The organism is Corynebacterium minutissimum, assembly GCF_016889765.1.
Lineage (GTDB): Bacteria > Actinomycetota > Actinomycetes > Mycobacteriales > Mycobacteriaceae > Corynebacterium > Corynebacterium minutissimum_B.
In genome coordinates, this window is the sequence record NZ_CP069533.1 from 377772 (window position 1) to 395257 (window position 17486).

The 17486-nt window shown below is 60.7% G+C and carries 17 protein-coding genes; 3 read left to right on the forward strand and 14 right to left on the reverse strand.

Going from position 1 to position 17486, the window contains the following annotated elements:
• Window position 1 precedes the first annotated feature (1 nt).
• Genes I6J26_RS01750 through rimM form a run of 3 tightly spaced genes read right to left on the reverse strand, consistent with a single transcriptional unit; the run spans window position 2 to window position 1712 of the window.
• Window positions 2–364, reverse strand: a complete 363-nt coding sequence (locus I6J26_RS01750) for a hypothetical protein (RefSeq protein ID WP_239121806.1) — start codon at window positions 362–364, stop codon at window positions 2–4.
• On the reverse strand, window positions 361–1215 hold the full coding sequence (gene trmD / locus I6J26_RS01755) for a tRNA (guanosine(37)-N1)-methyltransferase TrmD (RefSeq protein WP_115022729.1): 855 nt from the start codon (window positions 1213–1215) through the stop codon (window positions 361–363). The genes I6J26_RS01750 and trmD overlap by 4 nt, the downstream gene beginning before the upstream one ends.
• Window positions 1212–1712: a ribosome maturation factor RimM gene (gene rimM / locus I6J26_RS01760; RefSeq protein WP_115022732.1), complete on the reverse strand. Its 501-nt coding sequence runs from the start codon at window positions 1710–1712 to the stop codon at window positions 1212–1214. Before rimM ends, trmD begins: the two co-directional genes overlap by 4 nt.
• 33 nt (window positions 1713–1745) lie before the next feature.
• Here rimM and I6J26_RS01765 point away from each other — a divergent pair, with 33 nt between their 5' ends.
• The gene (locus I6J26_RS01765; protein ID WP_115022734.1) at window positions 1746–2144 is read left to right on the forward strand and encodes a cupin domain-containing protein; all 399 of its coding nucleotides are present in this window, start codon (window positions 1746–1748) and stop codon (window positions 2142–2144) included.
• Window positions 2145–2167: 23 nt separating this feature from the next.
• Window positions 2168–2836, forward strand: coding sequence for a TetR/AcrR family transcriptional regulator (locus tag I6J26_RS01770; protein WP_115022737.1), 669 nt, complete (start codon window positions 2168–2170; stop codon window positions 2834–2836).
• Between the two features lie 52 nt (window positions 2837–2888).
• On the opposite strand, the gene rpsP is transcribed toward I6J26_RS01770, so the two are convergent.
• Window positions 2889–3413 carry a 30S ribosomal protein S16 gene (gene rpsP / locus I6J26_RS01775; protein ID WP_115022740.1) on the reverse strand — a complete coding sequence of 175 codons (525 nt, stop codon included), beginning with the start codon at window positions 3411–3413 and terminating at the stop codon, window positions 2889–2891.
• 295 nt (window positions 3414–3708) lie between these two features.
• On the opposite strand from rpsP, the gene I6J26_RS01780 reads away from it, so the two are divergent.
• Window positions 3709–5967 (forward strand): acyltransferase family protein, encoded by a 2259-nt coding sequence (locus I6J26_RS01780; RefSeq protein WP_115022742.1) that lies wholly within the window; start codon window positions 3709–3711, stop codon window positions 5965–5967.
• A 10-nt stretch (window positions 5968–5977) separates the two neighbouring features.
• On the opposite strand, the gene I6J26_RS01785 is transcribed toward I6J26_RS01780, so the two are convergent.
• The 10 genes from I6J26_RS01785 to I6J26_RS01830 all read right to left on the reverse strand — a co-directional run bounded on the left by I6J26_RS01785 (window position 5978) and on the right by I6J26_RS01830 (window position 17468).
• The gene (locus I6J26_RS01785) at window positions 5978–7084 is read right to left on the reverse strand and encodes a TIGR04053 family radical SAM/SPASM domain-containing protein (protein ID WP_181815460.1); all 1107 of its coding nucleotides are present in this window, start codon (window positions 7082–7084) and stop codon (window positions 5978–5980) included.
• A 98-nt stretch (window positions 7085–7182) separates the two neighbouring features.
• On the reverse strand, window positions 7183–8790 hold the full coding sequence (gene ffh / locus I6J26_RS01790; RefSeq protein WP_115022746.1) for a signal recognition particle protein: 1608 nt from the start codon (window positions 8788–8790) through the stop codon (window positions 7183–7185).
• Between the two features lie 48 nt (window positions 8791–8838).
• Window positions 8839–10938, reverse strand: coding sequence for a [protein-PII] uridylyltransferase (locus I6J26_RS01795; protein ID WP_115022748.1), 2100 nt, complete (start codon window positions 10936–10938; stop codon window positions 8839–8841).
• Window positions 10939–10941: 3 nt separating this feature from the next.
• Window positions 10942–11280, reverse strand: a complete 339-nt coding sequence (locus I6J26_RS01800; RefSeq protein ID WP_115022750.1) for a P-II family nitrogen regulator — start codon at window positions 11278–11280, stop codon at window positions 10942–10944.
• Window positions 11281–11299: 19 nt separating this feature from the next.
• Window positions 11300–11668 carry a Na+/H+ antiporter subunit G gene (locus I6J26_RS01805; RefSeq protein ID WP_039675976.1) on the reverse strand — a complete coding sequence of 123 codons (369 nt, stop codon included), beginning with the start codon at window positions 11666–11668 and terminating at the stop codon, window positions 11300–11302.
• Between the two features lie 3 nt (window positions 11669–11671).
• A complete protein-coding gene (locus tag I6J26_RS01810; RefSeq protein ID WP_115022752.1) occupies window positions 11672–11962 on the reverse strand; it encodes a cation:proton antiporter in 291 nt (96 codons plus the stop codon).
• Complete coding sequence (locus tag I6J26_RS01815; protein ID WP_115022754.1) at window positions 11959–12510, reverse strand: monovalent cation/H+ antiporter subunit E; 552 nt, start codon at window positions 12508–12510, stop codon at window positions 11959–11961. The genes I6J26_RS01810 and I6J26_RS01815 overlap by 4 nt, the downstream gene beginning before the upstream one ends.
• Window positions 12511–14052 carry a monovalent cation/H+ antiporter subunit D family protein gene (locus tag I6J26_RS01820; protein ID WP_115022756.1) on the reverse strand — a complete coding sequence of 514 codons (1542 nt, stop codon included), beginning with the start codon at window positions 14050–14052 and terminating at the stop codon, window positions 12511–12513. It lies immediately after the preceding gene.
• Window positions 14053–14490, reverse strand: a complete 438-nt coding sequence (locus I6J26_RS01825; protein ID WP_039675981.1) for a cation:proton antiporter subunit C — start codon at window positions 14488–14490, stop codon at window positions 14053–14055.
• On the reverse strand, window positions 14487–17468 hold the full coding sequence (locus I6J26_RS01830; RefSeq protein ID WP_115022758.1) for a DUF4040 family protein: 2982 nt from the start codon (window positions 17466–17468) through the stop codon (window positions 14487–14489). Before I6J26_RS01830 ends, I6J26_RS01825 begins: the two co-directional genes overlap by 4 nt.
• Between the last annotated feature and the right edge of the window lie 18 nt (window positions 17469–17486).

Here is a 17486-nt window from a genome sequence, read left to right on the forward strand (position 1 = left end):
CCTATACCCCGCCCTGCCACGCGCAGGAAGTACCCAGCCCAAATTCGGTATGCCCAATTTCTGAGGTGCCGTACCACAAGGTATGCGGCGGCAGGCAGTCTGCGACGGCCGTGGTCACCTTAGTCAGCGGTAAATCTGAAGAGCCGTTGACGATGACGCGCCACACATGTTCGCTCACCGGCGCATGACCGTGTTTCGTCATGTACTCATTGACCAGGATATTGTCCGGCTCGCAGGTAAAGGACACGATCTCAGCGTTGATGTCACGCGGTTCGACGCCGCCCTCGCGTAGGCGCTGTGGCATGTCCGCCAGGGCCTTGTTCCATTCAGCTTCAGTCATCAAGATTGACAGGTCAGTGCTCACGTCCAAGACGTATCCTCCTTCAGAGCTTCAAGGTATGCGCGGTCAGCGGCATCCAGTTCAGCTGTCTCTAGCAGCTCGGGTCGGCGCTCCAGTGTTCGCTTCAGCGACTGTTCGCGGCGCCAGCGATCCACCTTGGCATGGTCGCCGGACGTCAGAACGTCTGGAACGGAAAGACCGCGCCACTCGCGAGGCTTGGTGTAGCTCGGGCCTTCCAAAAGACCGTCAGAGAAGGAATCCTCCTCGTGGGATCTCCGATTGCCCAGCACTCCCGGGATAAGGCGCACCACGGCCTCCGCGATGACAAGTGCAGCCACCTCACCGCCGATGAGCACGTAGTCTCCGATGGAAACTTCCCGCACGCGGTAGCGCTGCGCGGCATCCTCCACAACACGCTGGTCAATCCCCTCATAACGCCCACAGGCGAAAACGATGTGCTCCTCACCCGACCACGCCTGGGCGTCTTCCTGTGTAAAAGGCTTTCCGGCGGGAGTTGGCACGATGAGCAGGGGCTTCTCTTCGACACTAGGCTCGGCATAAGCATGGGATTCCACGCCGTGGATATCGTCGTGTCGCGGCTTTGACAGGTGCGGCAGGGCACTGTCGAGATCGGAGGTGGAGGCGGTGCCAGAGGAGACGTCGTCAAGCGCAGGGCCCCACACCTCAGGCTTCATGACCATCCCAGGCCCGCCCCCATACGGGGAATCATCGACGGACTTGTGCACGTCCGTAGCCCATTGACGCAGGTCATGCACCCCCACAGCAAGCTTTCCCTGCTCAATCGCCTTGCCTAGCAGCGCGTGCCGCAACGGGTCAAGGTATTCGGGAAAGATAGTGACAACGTCGATTCTCATAGTTCCAGCAGCCCCTCCGGCGGGGTAATGGTGCAGGTACCGGCATCAAGGTCAACGTCCGGGACAATCGCCTCGACGAAAGGAACCAGCACTTCTTTACCGCTCGCCAGCTCTACTTCAAGTAGTGACTGCGTAGGGCCGTGCGTCACGCCGGTTACTTCACCAATGTCCTGGCCATCGAGCCGTACTCGAAGCCCTTCTAGCTCGTGGTCATAGAAACCGTCATCGTCCGGATCCTCGATAGGCTCAGCAAAGAACTGGGTTCCTCGCAACGAGTCTGCCGCGGTACGGTCAGGGATTTCCTTAAAGCTAATGAGCAAACGCCCCTTATGCTCGCGGAGCGTGGCGATAGTGAGCTCGTGTTCCTTCTTTCCTTGTTTTCCATGAAGGACCTCGCCCACGACGTAGCGTTCCTCGGGGGAATCCGTGGTTACTTCGACGGCAACCTCGCCTTTGATGCCGTGGGATTTCACCACGCGGCCAATAAGTAGTTCCATGCCTTAAAGCTTAACGGGATAGCCTGGGAAAGTATGACTGACCTTCCCATCAATGATGCCACCACGTTCGGCGATGCGACCCACGGCGGTTCCGTGCTCACTACTCTGAACCTGCTCGACGAAGCCCCGACTCCTGACCCCACGCGCCCACGCCCAGCGGTCAAGCGCGTGCTCAGCGCCAACGGCGCGAACCTGATTCTCTTTTCCTTCACGCCTGGCCAGGACCTTCCCGATCACAAAGCAGCGCACCCTATCACGGTCCAGGTTCTGCATGGTTCGGTAACTTTTAGTTGCGGGGAACGGGACGAAACCCTCACCCCCGGACGTGTAGTGCACCTCCCAGCGTACGTACCGCATGCGGTGGCCTGTGGCACTGAGCCAGCATTAATGCTGCTCACAATGTTAACGCCGAACACTAGCGCGAATGTATAGACACGTAGTAGCATCGTTCTATCGTGAACACTTCTAAGCCTTACCACCACGGAAATTTGCATGAGGCGATCCTCCACGAGGCCATCACCCTTGGCCGCGAAGGAGGCCCCCAAGCCGTCACAATTCGCGCGGCCACCCGCGCCGTGGGAGTCTCCCCCACCGCCGCGTACCGCCACTTTAAAGACCAGGCCGAGCTTCTCGACGCCGTCGCAAACGCCTCCACCGCTGAGCTCATCGAACGTCTCAGCGCTGCCTTCCAGGACACCGAGGGCACCATCGTGGACAAGATGATGGCAGCCGGGTTTGCCTACTACCACTACGCCCTCGATGAGCCAGACTTCTTCGAATGCATGATGGCCTCACGTGGCTACGACATTCCTGGCGGCTTGGCAACCGCGACCGACGGCCCTAACGAGGACCCGCGCGTACAAGCTGCGCATAACTTTTATTGCTACATGGAGCAATACGCTCGTGAATGCGGCCAGGTCCCAGACCGGAAGCACATGATGCGCAATTGCTTGGCGGGGTGGTCTACGGTGCATGGCTTTACCGTCCTGTGCACGAGCGGCCACTTAGCGTCGCTATCAGATGAGCAAAGGGAGGAGATGGCGAAGGCTGTCTTTGCCTCTGCCATTCGCGGCTTGGACTTTGAGAATTCCTCGGATCCTCACCGCTATTGCAAAAAAGCATAAAATAATCCCCGCTGGCGCTCAGGCTAGCGGGGATTAGATTTTTCGAGTGCGATTACTCTGCAGACTCTTCGGCCTCCGCAGACTCGGACTCCTCGGCCTCAGCGGCCTCCTCCTCAGCCTTAGCGGCCTCAGCAGCAGCGGCCTCCTCGGCAGCCTTCTCAGCGGCAGCCTTAGCCTCGGCCTCTTCCTTGGCCTTACGCTTCTTCTCGGTGATGGCCTCGATGGTCGGGCCGTTGTTGGCCTCAGCCAGAGCAGCGTTGAAGAGATCCAGCTTGGATGGCTTCTCCTCAGCAACCTTCAGGGTGCCCTCTGCGCCCGGCAGACCCTTGAACTTCTGCCAGTCACCGGTCACCTTGAGCAGAGCGAGAACCGGCTCGGTCGGCTGAGCGCCGACGCCCAGCCAGTACTGTGCGCGCTCGGAATCGATCTGGATGAGGGACGGCTCCTGCTTCGGCTGGTAGATACCGATGTTCTCGATAGCCTTGCCGGAACGACGGGTGCGTGCGTCAGCAACAATGACGCGGTACTCAGCGTTGCGGATCTTACCGATACGCTGCAGCTTAATCTTTACAGCCATGATTGGCTCCTTTTCTAGTCACCGGGCAGTGCAGACACGCGCCTTGGAATGGCGCGCCGGTTCAACCCTTGGATTTATCCTGCGCGTGACGTGCCGGCCGTCCGTAGGCGGTTGCGGCGTTACGCAGAAATGAAGTTGTCAGTGTTATCCACGCACAGTACGCGGACAACCCCACTAACTTTAGCGATACAGGTGGAAAATAGGAAATCCACCCTTTCGCCGCACTATTATGCCCCTCCCCGTGAAAGGGGTAGTCTGTAATGCGGTCAATTCGCTGCCACACATAGATCTTTTTATGACTCAACAAGCCCCATCTAGATTCCGCTACCGCTACGACCTTGACGGTCTGCGTGGCATCGCGATCGCTTTGGTCGTGATCTACCACGTCTTCGTCGGCCGAGTGTCGGGTGGCGTGGACGTCTTCCTGTTGCTGTCCGGTTACTTCTTCCTGGGTTCCCAGCTTCGCTACGCCGCACGCCCGAATGCCTCCCTCAACCCGTGGTGGCCCATCTGGCGAACGATTCGCCGCCTCGTCCCTTCCTTAGTGCTCGTTATCGGCGCCAGCTATGTCCTCGTTCGACTGTGCGCCCCGGAGCTCATGAACACCGAGCTCACAAAGCAAATTACGGCGACGGTCTTTTACTACCAGAACTGGGAGTTGGCACGCCAGAATGCCGACTATGCTGCGGCATCAGCGACGACGTCTCCCCTACAGCACATGTGGTCCATGGCAGTACAGGGCCAGTTCTATCTCATCGGCATCCTGTTCGCCCTTGGTTTGGCGGCGTTCATGCGGCTTCGTCCGAAGAACACCGGACTTACTCCCCAGCGTTTCCCCACCGTTAATTCAATTGCTGGCCCCATTCTTATTGTGGTCACCATCGCGTCCTTCGCCTATGCCAGCCGTGACGGCCTTTTCGGCACCCCGGAGAACTACTACTCCACGTGGTCGCGCGCGTGGGAACTCACCTTAGGTGCTGTGCTCGTAATCTATGGCTCGCGCCTGCAGATGCCGCAGCGCCTGTCCAACATCGCCACTGCTGTGGGTTTGGTTGCCCTGGCCTGCACGGGCCTTGTCATCTCCGATACTTTGGCTTTCCCCGGCCCGCTGTCACTGCTGCCGATTGGCGGCGCTGTCCTCATCATCATCGGCTCCGGTGGTTCTCTCTCCCGAGTACTGACCGCCCGTATCTCCCGCTGGCTGGGTGACATTGCTTACCCACTCTATCTGTGGCACTGGCCCCTGCTCATTATCTTTACGGTAGCTCTGGGTCTGGAAACTCCTCCATGGTGGCTGGGCGTCATCATCATCGCGGTGTCGCTGGGGCTAGCGGATCTGACTCATCGATTCGTCGAGAAGCCCCTGCGTCAGCACCGCAAACGCCCGCTTGCCGACGACCTCCCGGTCCAGCGTGGCCTCGCTGACCTGCGGACCCGAAAAGGCGCTGCTCGCGGAGTTGGCGGTGTCGTGGTAGCCGCCTGCACCGTGGCGCTCGTGGCTATTCAGCCACTGTGGGCACGTACTTTGGACGAGGCCAATGCTGAGGTGCTGGATCCGGCGCTCTACCCAGGAGCAACCACCTTCCCCTATGGCATCACGCCTCCCGATAACGTCGAATTTAAGCCTGACCCCATCCTGGCGCGCGGTATTACCCCGCCGGTGGCGGATAACTGGTGCTTCATTCCGGAAGGCCAGCCCACGGACTTCTTCTTCGAAACCCGCAGAGACGGCGAAACTCCATGTGTCTTTGGCGATATGGATTCCGATGTCGAAGTGTTCCTGGTAGGCGGTTCACACGCCGAGCAGTACTCCTCTGCTTTGGATTACTTGGGCCGTGAGATGGGCTTTAAGCTTGTCCCGCTCACCCGCGTGGGCTGCCCGCTGGAGTTGGGCGATGAGCTCTCAGTGAAGCCCGAATGCGCGGAATGGAGCAAACATGCAGTGCAGCGCATCATCGATGCCGACCCAGCCTTGGTGGTGTCGAACTCTACCCGTCCGGGTCAGCCCTTCGGCCACGGCCCTGACGCGGTCCCGCCAGGCTACAAAGCTTTTTGGGACGAGCTGGCCAAGCACGAGATTCCTTTCGTAGGCTTCCGCGATAACCCGTGGGGTTTTGACGATGAAGGCAACGGCCTAGAGTTTGATGAATGCTACGTTGCTACCAAGGATGCCCTGGGCTGTGGCATGCGCTTCGAGGAGGTCTACGAGAGCTACGATCCTGGTGCCGCAGTGTTGTCCCAGTACCAGAACATGCTGGCTGTGGACACCTCCAAGTGGTTCTGCAACGATGCTGGTGACTGCCCCGTTGTCATCGGCAACGTGATGGTCTACCGCGATATGCACCACTTCACGAAGGCCTTCGCGGACTCCATGATTCCGCTCATCCGTGACATCATCACGCCGATTCTCAACGGTGAAACGGTACAGCAAGAAGCCCCGGAGATTCCGGCGCAAGCAGCAGCCGCCGATTCACAGCAGTCCACTCCTGCGCCCACCTCAACGCGCAATCAGCCTGTCCCCTACCCTGCCTTCCCTGCCGGCAAGGCCATCTAGTAGTCCCCCGCTAGCGCAGAGCTTCGGGCACGTAGGCGCAGGTAGGGTCCGACGCGAGCGGGTCGCCCGTCATGGCAAAAGCCGTGGACCGCGAGCCGCCGCATACCGAGGCAAACTCGCACACGGAGCACTTGCCGCTCCACGCGCTGGGGTCCCTGAGTTTCTTAAACACTGGCGAGTTGGCGTAGATGTCCGGCAGTCGGTGATTCTTGACATTGCCGCAGTGCAGCGGCAGGAAGCCGTTCGGGTAGACGTCCCCCACGTGGTCGATGAAGACGAAGCCGGAGCCCGCGTTGATGGCCATCGGCGGCCGCGGGCGGCGCGTGTGGGGATCGGGGCCCAAAATCCGCTCGGTCTCCGCTGTAAGGAAGCGGTATAGTTCGCCGCCCTCGTACTTCTCTCCCCGCTGGGCTTGTAGGACGATGCGCCGATATTGCGGCCCCTCCGTGGTCTTAATGGCAATCCGCGTGGACACGCTGTGCAGCCACTGCATCGCGTCCTCGCGCTCCTGCGGGGTCAGCGCCTCCAGGCCCGTACCGCGGCCGGTGGGCACGAGGAAGAACACGCTCCAGAGCTTGGCTCCCATCTCGATGACCCGCGCCAACAGCTGCGGGGCCTCGTGGACGTTGTTCTTCGTGATGGTGGAGTTGATTTGGAGGCGGAAGCCCACGTCGGTGACCACGCTGGCCATTTCAATCGTGCGGTCGAAGATGCCGGAGAAGCCGCGGAAGTAGTCGTGGGTTGCAGCGCTCGCGCCGTCGAGAGACAGCGATAACGCGGACCCTCCCGCCGCGCGCAGGCCCTCGAGGCGCTCGCGCGTCAAACGCGGCGTGACCGACGGCGAGAGCGACACGTTGAGCCCCAGGGACGTGCCGTACGCGGTGAGCTCTTCTAGGTCGCCGCGCTCAAACGGGTCCCCACCCGTAAGCACCACGAGCGGACGTGGCTTGTCGTAGCTGGCCAGGGAATCCAGCAGCGCCTTGCCTTCGGCGGTGGTGAGCTGGCCCGGTGCGGGGTCGTGCTGGGCGTCGGCCCGGCAGTGCTGGCACACCAGCTGGCAGGCGCGGGTGACCTCCCAGATGGCGATGAACGGTTTGGTAGTGATGTCGTGGCGCATCTGGCGCACCACAGGGCTGGCCTTCACAGTGAGGACCTTTCCACGCGAGAACAGTTTTATCCAACTTTAGTCGGATATATTGCTGCCTGGGAAATCGCCTACTTCTTCTTTCCCTGACCGAAGTCGAGGTTGTTGAGGTCGATATTCTCCATGCCCTTCGGCATCTTCATATCGCTGAGGTCCGGCATTCCGCCGCCCATCTGCTCTTGGAGCTTCTGCAGCTCCTGCATCGACGGCATTCCGCCGCCCATTCCCGGCATGCCGCCACCGCCGCCACGGCGCTTCGGCGGCTTGCGCTTGCCGTTCTTGCCCTTGCGGCCCTTCGGCTTCTTCTTCGTCGCCGAGCGCCCACCACCCATGCCTGGCATGCCGAAGCGGCCGGCCATCTGGTTCATCATCTTCTTCGCTTCGTTGAAGCGCTCGATGAGCTGGTTGACATCGGAGACAGCCACGCCAGAACCGTTAGCGATGCGCTTGCGACGCGAGGCGTTGAGGATCTTCGGATCTTCACGCTCCTGCGGGGTCATACCGCGAATGATGGCCTGAATTCGGTCGAGTTGCTTTTCATCGACCATGTCGGCGATCTGGTTCATCTTGTTGCCGCCCGGCATCATCTTGAGCAGGTTGCCCATCGGCCCCAGATTGCGCACCATCAGCATCATGTCCAAGAAGTCATTGAGCGTCATCTCGCCAGAGCTCATCTTCTTGGCGGCTTCTTCCGCCTTGGACTGATCCAGCTTGGATTCCGCCTGCTCAATAAGTGTGAGCAGGTCACCCATGCCCAGGATGCGGCTTGACATGCGCTCCGGGTGGAAGACGTCGAAATCATCGAGCTTCTCACCCGTCGACGCAAACATGATGGGCTTGCCCGTTACCTCACGAATGGAGAGTGCGGCACCACCGCGGGCGTCGCCATCCAGCTTGGTCAGGACGACGCCGGTGAAATCCACGCCATCGCGGAAAGCCTCGGCTGTCTGGACGGCGTCCTGACCGATCATCGAGTCGATGACGAACAGGACTTCGTGGGGGTTGACGGCGTCACGGATGTTGCGGGCCTGCGTCATCAAGGTTTCATCGATGCCGAGGCGGCCGGCAGTATCGATGATGACGATGTCGTGCTGCGTGCGCTTGGCTTCTTCAATACCGCGCTTGGCGACGTCCACCGGATCACCGTGCGACGTACCCATCTCATGCTCGTGGGAATCGAGGGAGGTACCCGGATCCGGGGCGTAGACATCGACGCCTGCGCGCTCACCGACGATCTGCAGCTGCTGAACCGCGCCCGGGCGCTGAAGGTCGCACGCCACCAGCATCGGAGTGTGGCCCTTGGACGCCAAGTGCTTGGAAAGCTTACCTGCCAGGGTGGTCTTACCTGCACCCTGGAGGCCGGCAAGCATGATGACCGTCGGAGGATTCTTTGCCAAGTTCAGGCGGCGGGTCTCGCCACCGAGAATCTCGATGAGCTCCTCGTTGACAATCTTGACCACCTGCTGCGCCGGGTTCAGTGCCTCAGAAACCTCAGCGCCGGCGGCGCGCTCCTTGATGCGCTTGATGAAGCCGCGAACGACGGTCAGCGAGACGTCGGCCTCCAGCAGCGCGAGGCGGATCTCGCGCGCGGTGGCATTAATGTCTGCCTCGGTCAGTTTGCCCTTGCCGCGCAGGCCTGACAGGGCTGATTGCAAGCGGTCAGACAAAGACTCAAACACGTCGGAGTGCTCCCTCAACTATCGTCGATAATTTTTAACTCCCCCAGCTTAGCCGTTGACCAGTGCTTGGGTCACATTCCGGACCAGCGCCGCGCGGGGAATGTCCTCACTCGGAAGCGCATGAAGCACCATCGTGGAGCCCGGCGTGGTTGTCGACAGCCACTCGCAATCAGGCAACAGCGACAGCACATGACCGAGGGTGCCGGTGTAATCGTCGATGCGGATCTCGAAGATTCCTCCAGTCCACATGGCGGTTGCGGGCCCTGGGACAAACGGCGGCAGCACGGAGTGGGTTCCTGATTTATAGGCCTGGATAAGGCGCTGCTCGTCCGAAACCAGGTCGATGCTGCCCTGCAGGGCACGCACATCGAATTCGCCGGCATAGCCTTCCGAGGTGCGCACGAGACGTGACGACACAATGAACCATCCGAAGGCCGCGATGAGCGCAAGCGCTCGCACGGCTTCGCGTTGATAGTTTCCGCGCCACACCACGGTAAAGATGTCGTCTTCTGGGTTGTACCGCAACCCCATGTCCCGGTCGGCGGCCACCCAGGGTTTCGTCGGGCGCAGAGATTCGAGCTGCTCAAAGGCGCGGCGACTGACCGTCTCAATGCCGCGAGCCAAGCGCGGATTCCACACCCCTGGCCCCGTTGATTCCGCATCCGCCTGCGCCAGCGCGACGAGGAGTGCAAGGGTCAGGTAGTCGTAGCGCACAGCTTCAAGGAGCTCGTCACGGGCAGTGTCCGATTCTGGGTCCGTGCGCGAAACGATACGTGCAAGCGTTGTGTGCTCCGCCACGACGGTTTGCACTCGCGACCGGTCCGCAAGGTCAAGACGTAGCTTCGCGGCCGCCCGGGCCACCATTTCCGCACCTACCACCGAGTGTGGGCGGCCGAAGCCTTTACCAATATCGTGATAGAGCCCTGCCAGCAACAACAAGTCGGGCCGTGCGACGGAGGTGCGTGCATCGGCACAACGGGCCACGGTAAGAATCGAGTGATAGTCCACGGTGTGCGCATGCGTGCGTTCCCGCGGTAGGAGCCCCCGAATATGCGCCCACTCGGGGACGATCCTCTCCCACAAACCGTGTGCCTCCATCTCTTGGATAAGACGAGGTGTGTGCACGGGTGAGGACAGCAGGGCGAAGAAGGAATCTGTCGCCGCGGCTGTCCACCGCTCGGGAAGCGCGGGGAGTTCGCGAAGCTGCTCCCAAACTTTGTCAGCCACTGGTCGGCCCGACCGCGCTGAGGCAGCCGCCACGCGCAGCAACAGCCATGGTTCGGTCAAGTCAGCGGTGCGGGCAAGGTGGATTTCACCGCCGGCATCAACGACGCCAATATCCAACGGTTTGCGGGAGCGGCTAGGGCTGCGCTTGGCGACGACCCCTCGTGCCGTCGCCAGCGCCCTCTCCATAGCCTTATCCACCGCTAAAGCGGCCGTCACCACAGCGGAGGACAACTCATAACGGTCGGCAAAGCCTAACTGCTGCGCAATTTCGGCGGCGAACTCGGGATCGAGTACGTCGCGGTGGCGGCGGGCGGTGACGTGGAGGAGCGTGCGGACGTCGAGAAGCAAGGCCCTTTCGGCCTCCAGAGGGGGAACGTCCGCAAGGTTGCCAAGGGCCAAAGCTCGAAGGAACTGGATATCACGCAATCCCCCACGGCCGTTCTTGATGTCCGGGTGGGTCATCGTGGCGAGAGTGCCGGAGCGGCGCCAGCGCGCGATGGCGATATCAACAAAAGCATCAAAATTGCGCTGCAGGAGGCGGCGCCACGTGGCATAAACCTGGGCCCGGGTGGAATCGACAAGCTGCTTATCCCCCGCAACGAATGCGAGGTCTAGCTGGGCAAAACCCGCCGCGGGGTCAGAGCCGGCGATAGCGGCGAATTCACTCGGGGTGCGCACCGCGTAATCGAGTCGGTACTTGGCATCCCAAATGGGATACCATACTACTGAAACGACGTCGTCGGACAGCGTCGTCCCCTCCGGGTGCAGGAGGATAAGGTCAAGGTCCGAAAACGGTGTCATAGCGCGGCGGGCAAAAGACCCGGTGGCCGCTAAGGCACAGCCTGGTGGTAGGACAAGGGACTGCGTGAGACGGTTGGCTGCCGCGAAGGCCTCCTCACGCAGTTCTGCGGCAGTAGGCAAGGTCTACAGGGCCGACTCGCCGCGCTCGCCGGTGCGCACGCGGATGATGTCCTCGACCGGGGTGATCCAAATCTTGCCGTCCCCAATCTTGCCGGTGTAGGCGGCATCAACGACAGCGGAGATAATCTCTTCTGTTTGGTCATCCGAGGTGACGATCTCCAGCTTGACCTTGGGCACGAAATCCGTGGCGTATTCGGCGCCGCGGTAGACCTCGCTGTGGCCGCGCTGCTGGCCGAAACCTTGGGTCTCAGTAACGGTGAGACCGTGGACGTTGTGCTGTTCGAGGGCCTCGCGGATATCTGGCAGCGTGAACGGCTTGACGATGGCAGTGATGAGCTTCATGTGTTTAATCCTATCCTGTCTATACGTCCTCGTCGCTGGCCTCAACTGTGCCAGCACGCTTATGCATACGCTTGGCGTACTTGACGTCCGTGACCGTCACGCCGTAGATGGAGCGGCCCATGTAGTACGAACCCACCGAACCGATGATCCACACGCCGAAGCAGGCGATGAGAACGCGAACCAGTGACCACAGGGAGAACCCGTTCTCGGAGAAATCCACGATGAGCTTCGCTAGGAGCAACAGCGGCACGGCCAACCCCACGGTGGGGCCCAGCAGGTTGACTCGAGTCAGGGCATCGGGGGCGCGCCACAGGGCGATAACCGTAGCAATCACCAGAATGGTGGCCAGTACCAACAACACGCTGGCAATGATTTCTGCAATGGTCATGGTCTACCTCCTGCCCTTCGAAATGATACGGGCCATGGACAACGTAGGCAGCACACCGGCGGCAATGCCCGCAAGCATGGCGATGTCATACACGATGGAGGCGTGGTTCGTCATGGCCCAGGCCAAGTACATGCACATCATGCCGTAAAAGACCATGTCACTCATCACGGTGCGGGTAAGCTCATCGCGCGAACGCAGCGCGAGGCCCAGTGCAGCACACACGCATGCGCACATGATGAAGACGCATACGAAGACCACCCATTGAAAGGCGCTGAAAGAGGAAAAATCGATCATTTCTTGTCTTCCTTTCGGGCTTTGCTCGGCACGCTGCGGCGCCGCGGCCGGACAGGGCGCTTGTCCACCTCGTGGGCGGCCAGCGGCGTGTCATCGGTCTGCGCGATATCCGGGGCACGCATATGCCGGCCCAGGGTATCGAGGGGGTACTCGTAGAAAGTTTCCGCCAGGTCCGTGGTCGGCCCCTGGCCGGGCACGCCATAATCGGTGCCCTTAACATGAGGGGCAAGGCGCTCCTCCATGTGCGCGAGATCTGCCATGACGCTGGCGGGATCATCGCCCATGACTGCCTGCACGAGCACAATGCGCGGCAAGCCCTCCCGCACTGGCTCGCGCAGGCCCAACGAGAGGGTGCCCGGCGTCGCTGTGATGGAAGAGGTAAACCAGAAGATTTCCCACGCGCCCGTTATCCGCAACGGATAGCGCACGACGACGGGATTGTAGTTGTTCTGCGGCTTGAAGGACTCGAGGGCGAGCGAAAAGCCAGCCACGAAAATCTCCTTGATGAGCCACACTGCGTAGACCACAGAGTTCATAGCGGTCTTCATTTAACGGCCCTCCTGGATGGAGTCGATATCGGGTAGGGCTACGGGGTCGTCGCCAAGCACGGCGTTGGTATAAGCCTCCGTGTCGAGCAGGTCCGCAGAAGCCGCCATGGTGACGTCGATGACGAGGCCAGACAGGATGAACATGGTCAACGAACCCAAGACAAGGGCGGCCGAGGGAGCCATGAGCTTTTTGCGGATGACCAATTCATTCGGCACCTTTTCCTTGGGCAGGTCCTTACCCCAGAACACGCGGCGCCAGACGCGCAGCATGGACAGGAAGGCGGCAAAGGACGCGATGATGATCACCGTGATAACGGTCCAGGCCCATCCCCCACCAGTGCGTGCCACTTCGGCCACGATGAGGACCTTGCCCCACATGCCGGAAAAGGGCGGGAAGCCCACGACAGAGAAGGCACCGGCAGCGAAGATCCACGCGATGATAGGGTCACGCCGCGCCAAGCCGGAGAGCTTGTTGAGGCGGCCAGTGCCGTAGGTTTCCTCAATGGCGCCTGCGGCTAGGATGAGCGAGCCGACCGTCAGCATGTGGTGAATCGTGTACAAGATACCAGCCGCCAATGCACGTTGGGCATCGTGCGTGGTGAAGGCCATCATGACGAGGATGAACGGCATGCCGTTGAGCATCTGATAGCCCAGCACACGGCGGATAGAGTTCTCCGCCAAGCCGCCGAAGGCGCCGACGATCATAGAAATGATCATCACGACGATGATGAGCACGCCCCAGCGCTCGTCCATATCGAAAAGCTGGACCCACAAGCGGTACAGCATGTAGACCGCGACCTTAGTGTGTAGGCCCGAGAACAAGCCCATCACCGCGGCGGAGGTTCCCGGGTAGGTTCGCGGCAACCAGTTCTGCACGGGGAAGACACCGGCCTTGGCTGCTACCGCAATAACGATGATGCCGGCAGCGACCGTCACCGGGCCATTGCCCGCCGCAGCGCCCTTTAGAGCGCCAAGGTTCACGACGCCGGTGACGGAGTAGATGTAGCCCACACCGACAACCAGCAACGTGGAGGCAAACAGGTTCACCAGCACGAAGGCACGGCCGGCGGCTAGACGTGACCACGTACCAGACATGGTGATGAGGCCATAGGACGGCAAGAGCATGACCTCGATGAACACGAAGAAGTTGAAGAGGTCTGCGGTGAGTAGGGCACCGCACACGCCGGTAATCAGAATGAGCGTGAGCGATGGGTAGTAGCGTGACTTGGTCTCACCCCCCACGATGGCGAACCAGTTGGCGCCGAAAGCAACGATCATTGTCGTCACAATCATCAACGCCGAGAACGTATCCGCGGCGAAGGCAATACCCGCGTTGCCGAGGTAATTACCCACGTTGTGGGCAACGACGCCATTGTTCATGGTGTAGAGCAGCAAAGCGAAGGCCGCGAAGATGCCAATGCCCGGCACAATCAACATGATCGCATCACGCACGCGTCGCCACGGCGCCAACAGCGCCAAGGCCGCTGACACGAGTGGTACCGCAGCAAAAAGCGGGAGGAGAGCACTTACGGTGTCAGACATTTACTTCTCTCCTTCCTGGTCGAGTTCCTTCAAACGGTCCATTTTGTTCGCCGAGCGCTCGAGGATCGCACGGTTTTGTGTGTCACGGCCCAGCGTGGAGAAGGCATGGTCGATGGTGTTGTCATCCACAGGCTCAGCAACATCCGTGTCATCGTTGGCACCCATGGCAGCCAACGTCAACAGGATCGTCGAGGTCGCCATGGAAATAACCACAGCAGTCAGGACGAACGCCTGCGGGAGCGGATCTCCCATCTGCTCCATCGGAACCTGCGATGGGAAGGACTCACCGCGGTAGGAGTACACACCAGTAGCCAACAGGGTCAGGTTCGCACCGTGGCCAAAGGCCATCATGCCCAGCACGATGTGCACGAGACTGCGCTGTTGGATGAGGTAGACGGCGCTGCCGATGAGCAGCGCGATAGTCAAGGCGAGAATCATGAGTTCTTCTCCTCTCCAGCCGGGGTGAAGTGAGGCGAGGACACGCGCTGGCGTGCCTGGGCGTCATTCAGCAGGGCCTCCGGATCGGAGGATGGGTTGATGGATTCGGGGTAAGGATCGTCGACGTCGTCAAGCACCACGCGTGGCGTGTTCGGCAACGCCGAATCGTCATCGTGAACCCACGGCAGGAAGTCGCGTTCCGTACCTGGGCGCAGGTAGCCACCCAAGGCGTTGATCGCCATGGTAAGCATGCCCAGAACGGCAAGATAAATACCAAGGTCGAAGATGAGGGACGTCGTCCAGTGCTGCCCCAGCGCGTGACCGTGGATAGCGGTGAGGAAGCCACCATCACTGTGGGAGGTTGGAATGTAACCGATGAAACCCGCGGTCAACGCGACGATGATGCCGATGCCGGTGAGGTGAATCGGCGTCATACGGCCAAAGACAATCTCATCCGTACCGCGCGAGAGGTACGTCAAACCGATGGCTGCGCCCATAATGAGGGCAGCCGGGAAGCCACCACCGGTGGCCTGGTGGCCACGGTAGAAGACGATGACGGACAGAACCACCAGAATCGGAATAGTGAGAGCAATGCCCTTGCGCAGTGGAACAGAGTTGAGCTGCGACTGACCAAACGGTGCCGGGCGCGTACCCGAGGTGAACGGGAAGCGCGGCAGCGTCGAGGTCACCGCGGCGATGACGACGGCCGCCATACCCAACACGGAGAGCTCGCCCAGGGTATCGAGCGCACGGAACTCCACGATGATGGTGGCCACAACGTTATCGCCACCGGTGATGTCCGGCGCGTTGTTGAGATACCACATAGCCAGGTCCGAACGCTCGTGGCGGCCCATGAGTGCCCACACACCGAGGAACGCTGCGGCACCCGCCAAGACCGCGATGATGATGGCGCCAGTCTGGCGGCCCTTGTGGGACACCGGGTGGAATTTCTCTGGCAGGTAGCGCAGCACCATCATCATGACGATGACGGACAGTGCCTCCACTGTGAACTGAGTCAGCGCCACGTCCGGGGCACCCAGCAGGAACATTTGCAGGGTCACACCAGTACCGGCCGTTCCGATCATGACCGCACCGGTAAGGCGGTTCTTCGTGCGAACCAGGCCAACCATAGACAGCGCAACGATACTCAGCGGCAAGAGATCCCACGGGTTATCCAGGCCTTCGACGCGCGGGTTAAGAGCGACGCCATCGACGCCGTCGGAAAGCAGCGCCGCACCAGCCAGAAGGATAATGAGGAAGATGATCGGCAGGATGAACAGCGACGGGTTGTGAGTATCCGACATACGGCCAACGAAGCGGCCGAACTTGGCACACACTCCCTGAATCCACTTCAGCACCTCGTTACCGGTACGCGGCAAGAGCTCTCGCTCCTCCATCGCCGACCACAGCGGCTTGCGGTACAGCACACCCACAATGCCGGCGATAAGCACGAGTGCCGAGATAGCGAACGGAACGTTGAAGCCGTGCCACAGCGCCAAGTGCGAGTGGCCCTCCATGCCGATAGCAGCGACGACCTTATCGAGCGGGCCATCAAGCACGCCCATGAAAAAGACGATCGGCACGGACATAACTCCCGGCAGTGCTGCCGGTAGCCACAGGCGCACCGGAGCCTCGTGGGTCTTCGACATATCGCGCGGGCCGTCGAAGAAGGCGCCGAAGACAATCTTGGCCGAGTAGGTGAAGGTAAAGAAGGCACCAATGCCCGCGACGATGAGCAGAACCATCTGGCCTGCCGAGCCAATCGGCGCCTCTTCGAATGCGGTGAGCATTCCTTCCTTCGATACGAAGCCAAAGAGCGGCGGTACTGCGGCCATCGACGCCGCACCGATGAGCATGGAGCCGAACGTCCACGGCATCTTGTTCCACAGCACACCAAGGCGGCGGATGTCGCGGGAACCAGCCTCATGGTCAATGACGCCGATGAGCATGAAGATGGAGGACTTGAACAGTGCATGCGCCAGAGTGTGGACCAGCGCCGCGGCGATGGCGAACGGGGTTCCAACACCGATGGTGGCCACGATCCAACCCAGGTGGGAAACGGTGGAGTACGCAGTGAGCTTCTTCAGGTCCGTCTTCTGAACAGCAAAGACGGCCGACATGACGGCCGTTCCCATACCGGCCACGATGAGCAACCAATTCCATGCCGCAACGTCGTGGAAGATGGTGGAGAAGCGAATCAGCAAGTACACACCGGCCTTGACGACGGCCGCCGCATGCAGAAAGGCCGACACCGGTGTGGCCGCCGCCATGGCCTCAGGAAGCCAGAAGTGGAAGGGGAACTGCGCCGACTTGGTGAAGGCAGACAGCGCGATGAGGATTGCCACACCGGTGGTCAGGCCGGGGCGCTGCGCCCACACCTCAGAAGCCAAGATTCCCTCAAGGTTCGTGGTTCCTGCTGCCGTGGCGGCAATCGCTACACCCGTCAGCAGCGTCAAACCACCGACGAAGGTGAGAATCAAAGTGCGCTGCGATCCTGCCTCGCCGGACTTGCCGCTGCGTGCAATGAGCATGAACGACGCCAACGACACAAGCTCCCAGGCGAGGAAGAGCACCACGACGTCATTCGCCAACACCAGCAACAGGATGGACAGCGTAAACGCTGTCATCAGCACGTAGAAGCTGACGTTTCCCTTGCCTTTAGGCAGATACGCTGCGGAGTAACAAAACACCACCGCACCGATGACGAGTGCCAGCATGGCGAAGAAAATGCCCAGCGCATCGCCCCTAAAGGCGAGGTTCACGTCAACGCCGGGCGCGATGACATCGCGTACCCACGTCACGGAGTAGGACAGTTCTTCACCGCGGGCAAGTGTAGGAAATTCTCGCGCTAACAATGCCGCGGCGATAATAAAAATGCCGGCTAGCGGGTAGCCGGCTGCGCGATCAGCAACTTTGACAGCTACTGGTGCAAGCGCCACTGCGACAGCTGCGAGGAGGACGACATACAAGAGTGTCACGAAAGAGTAGCCTCACGA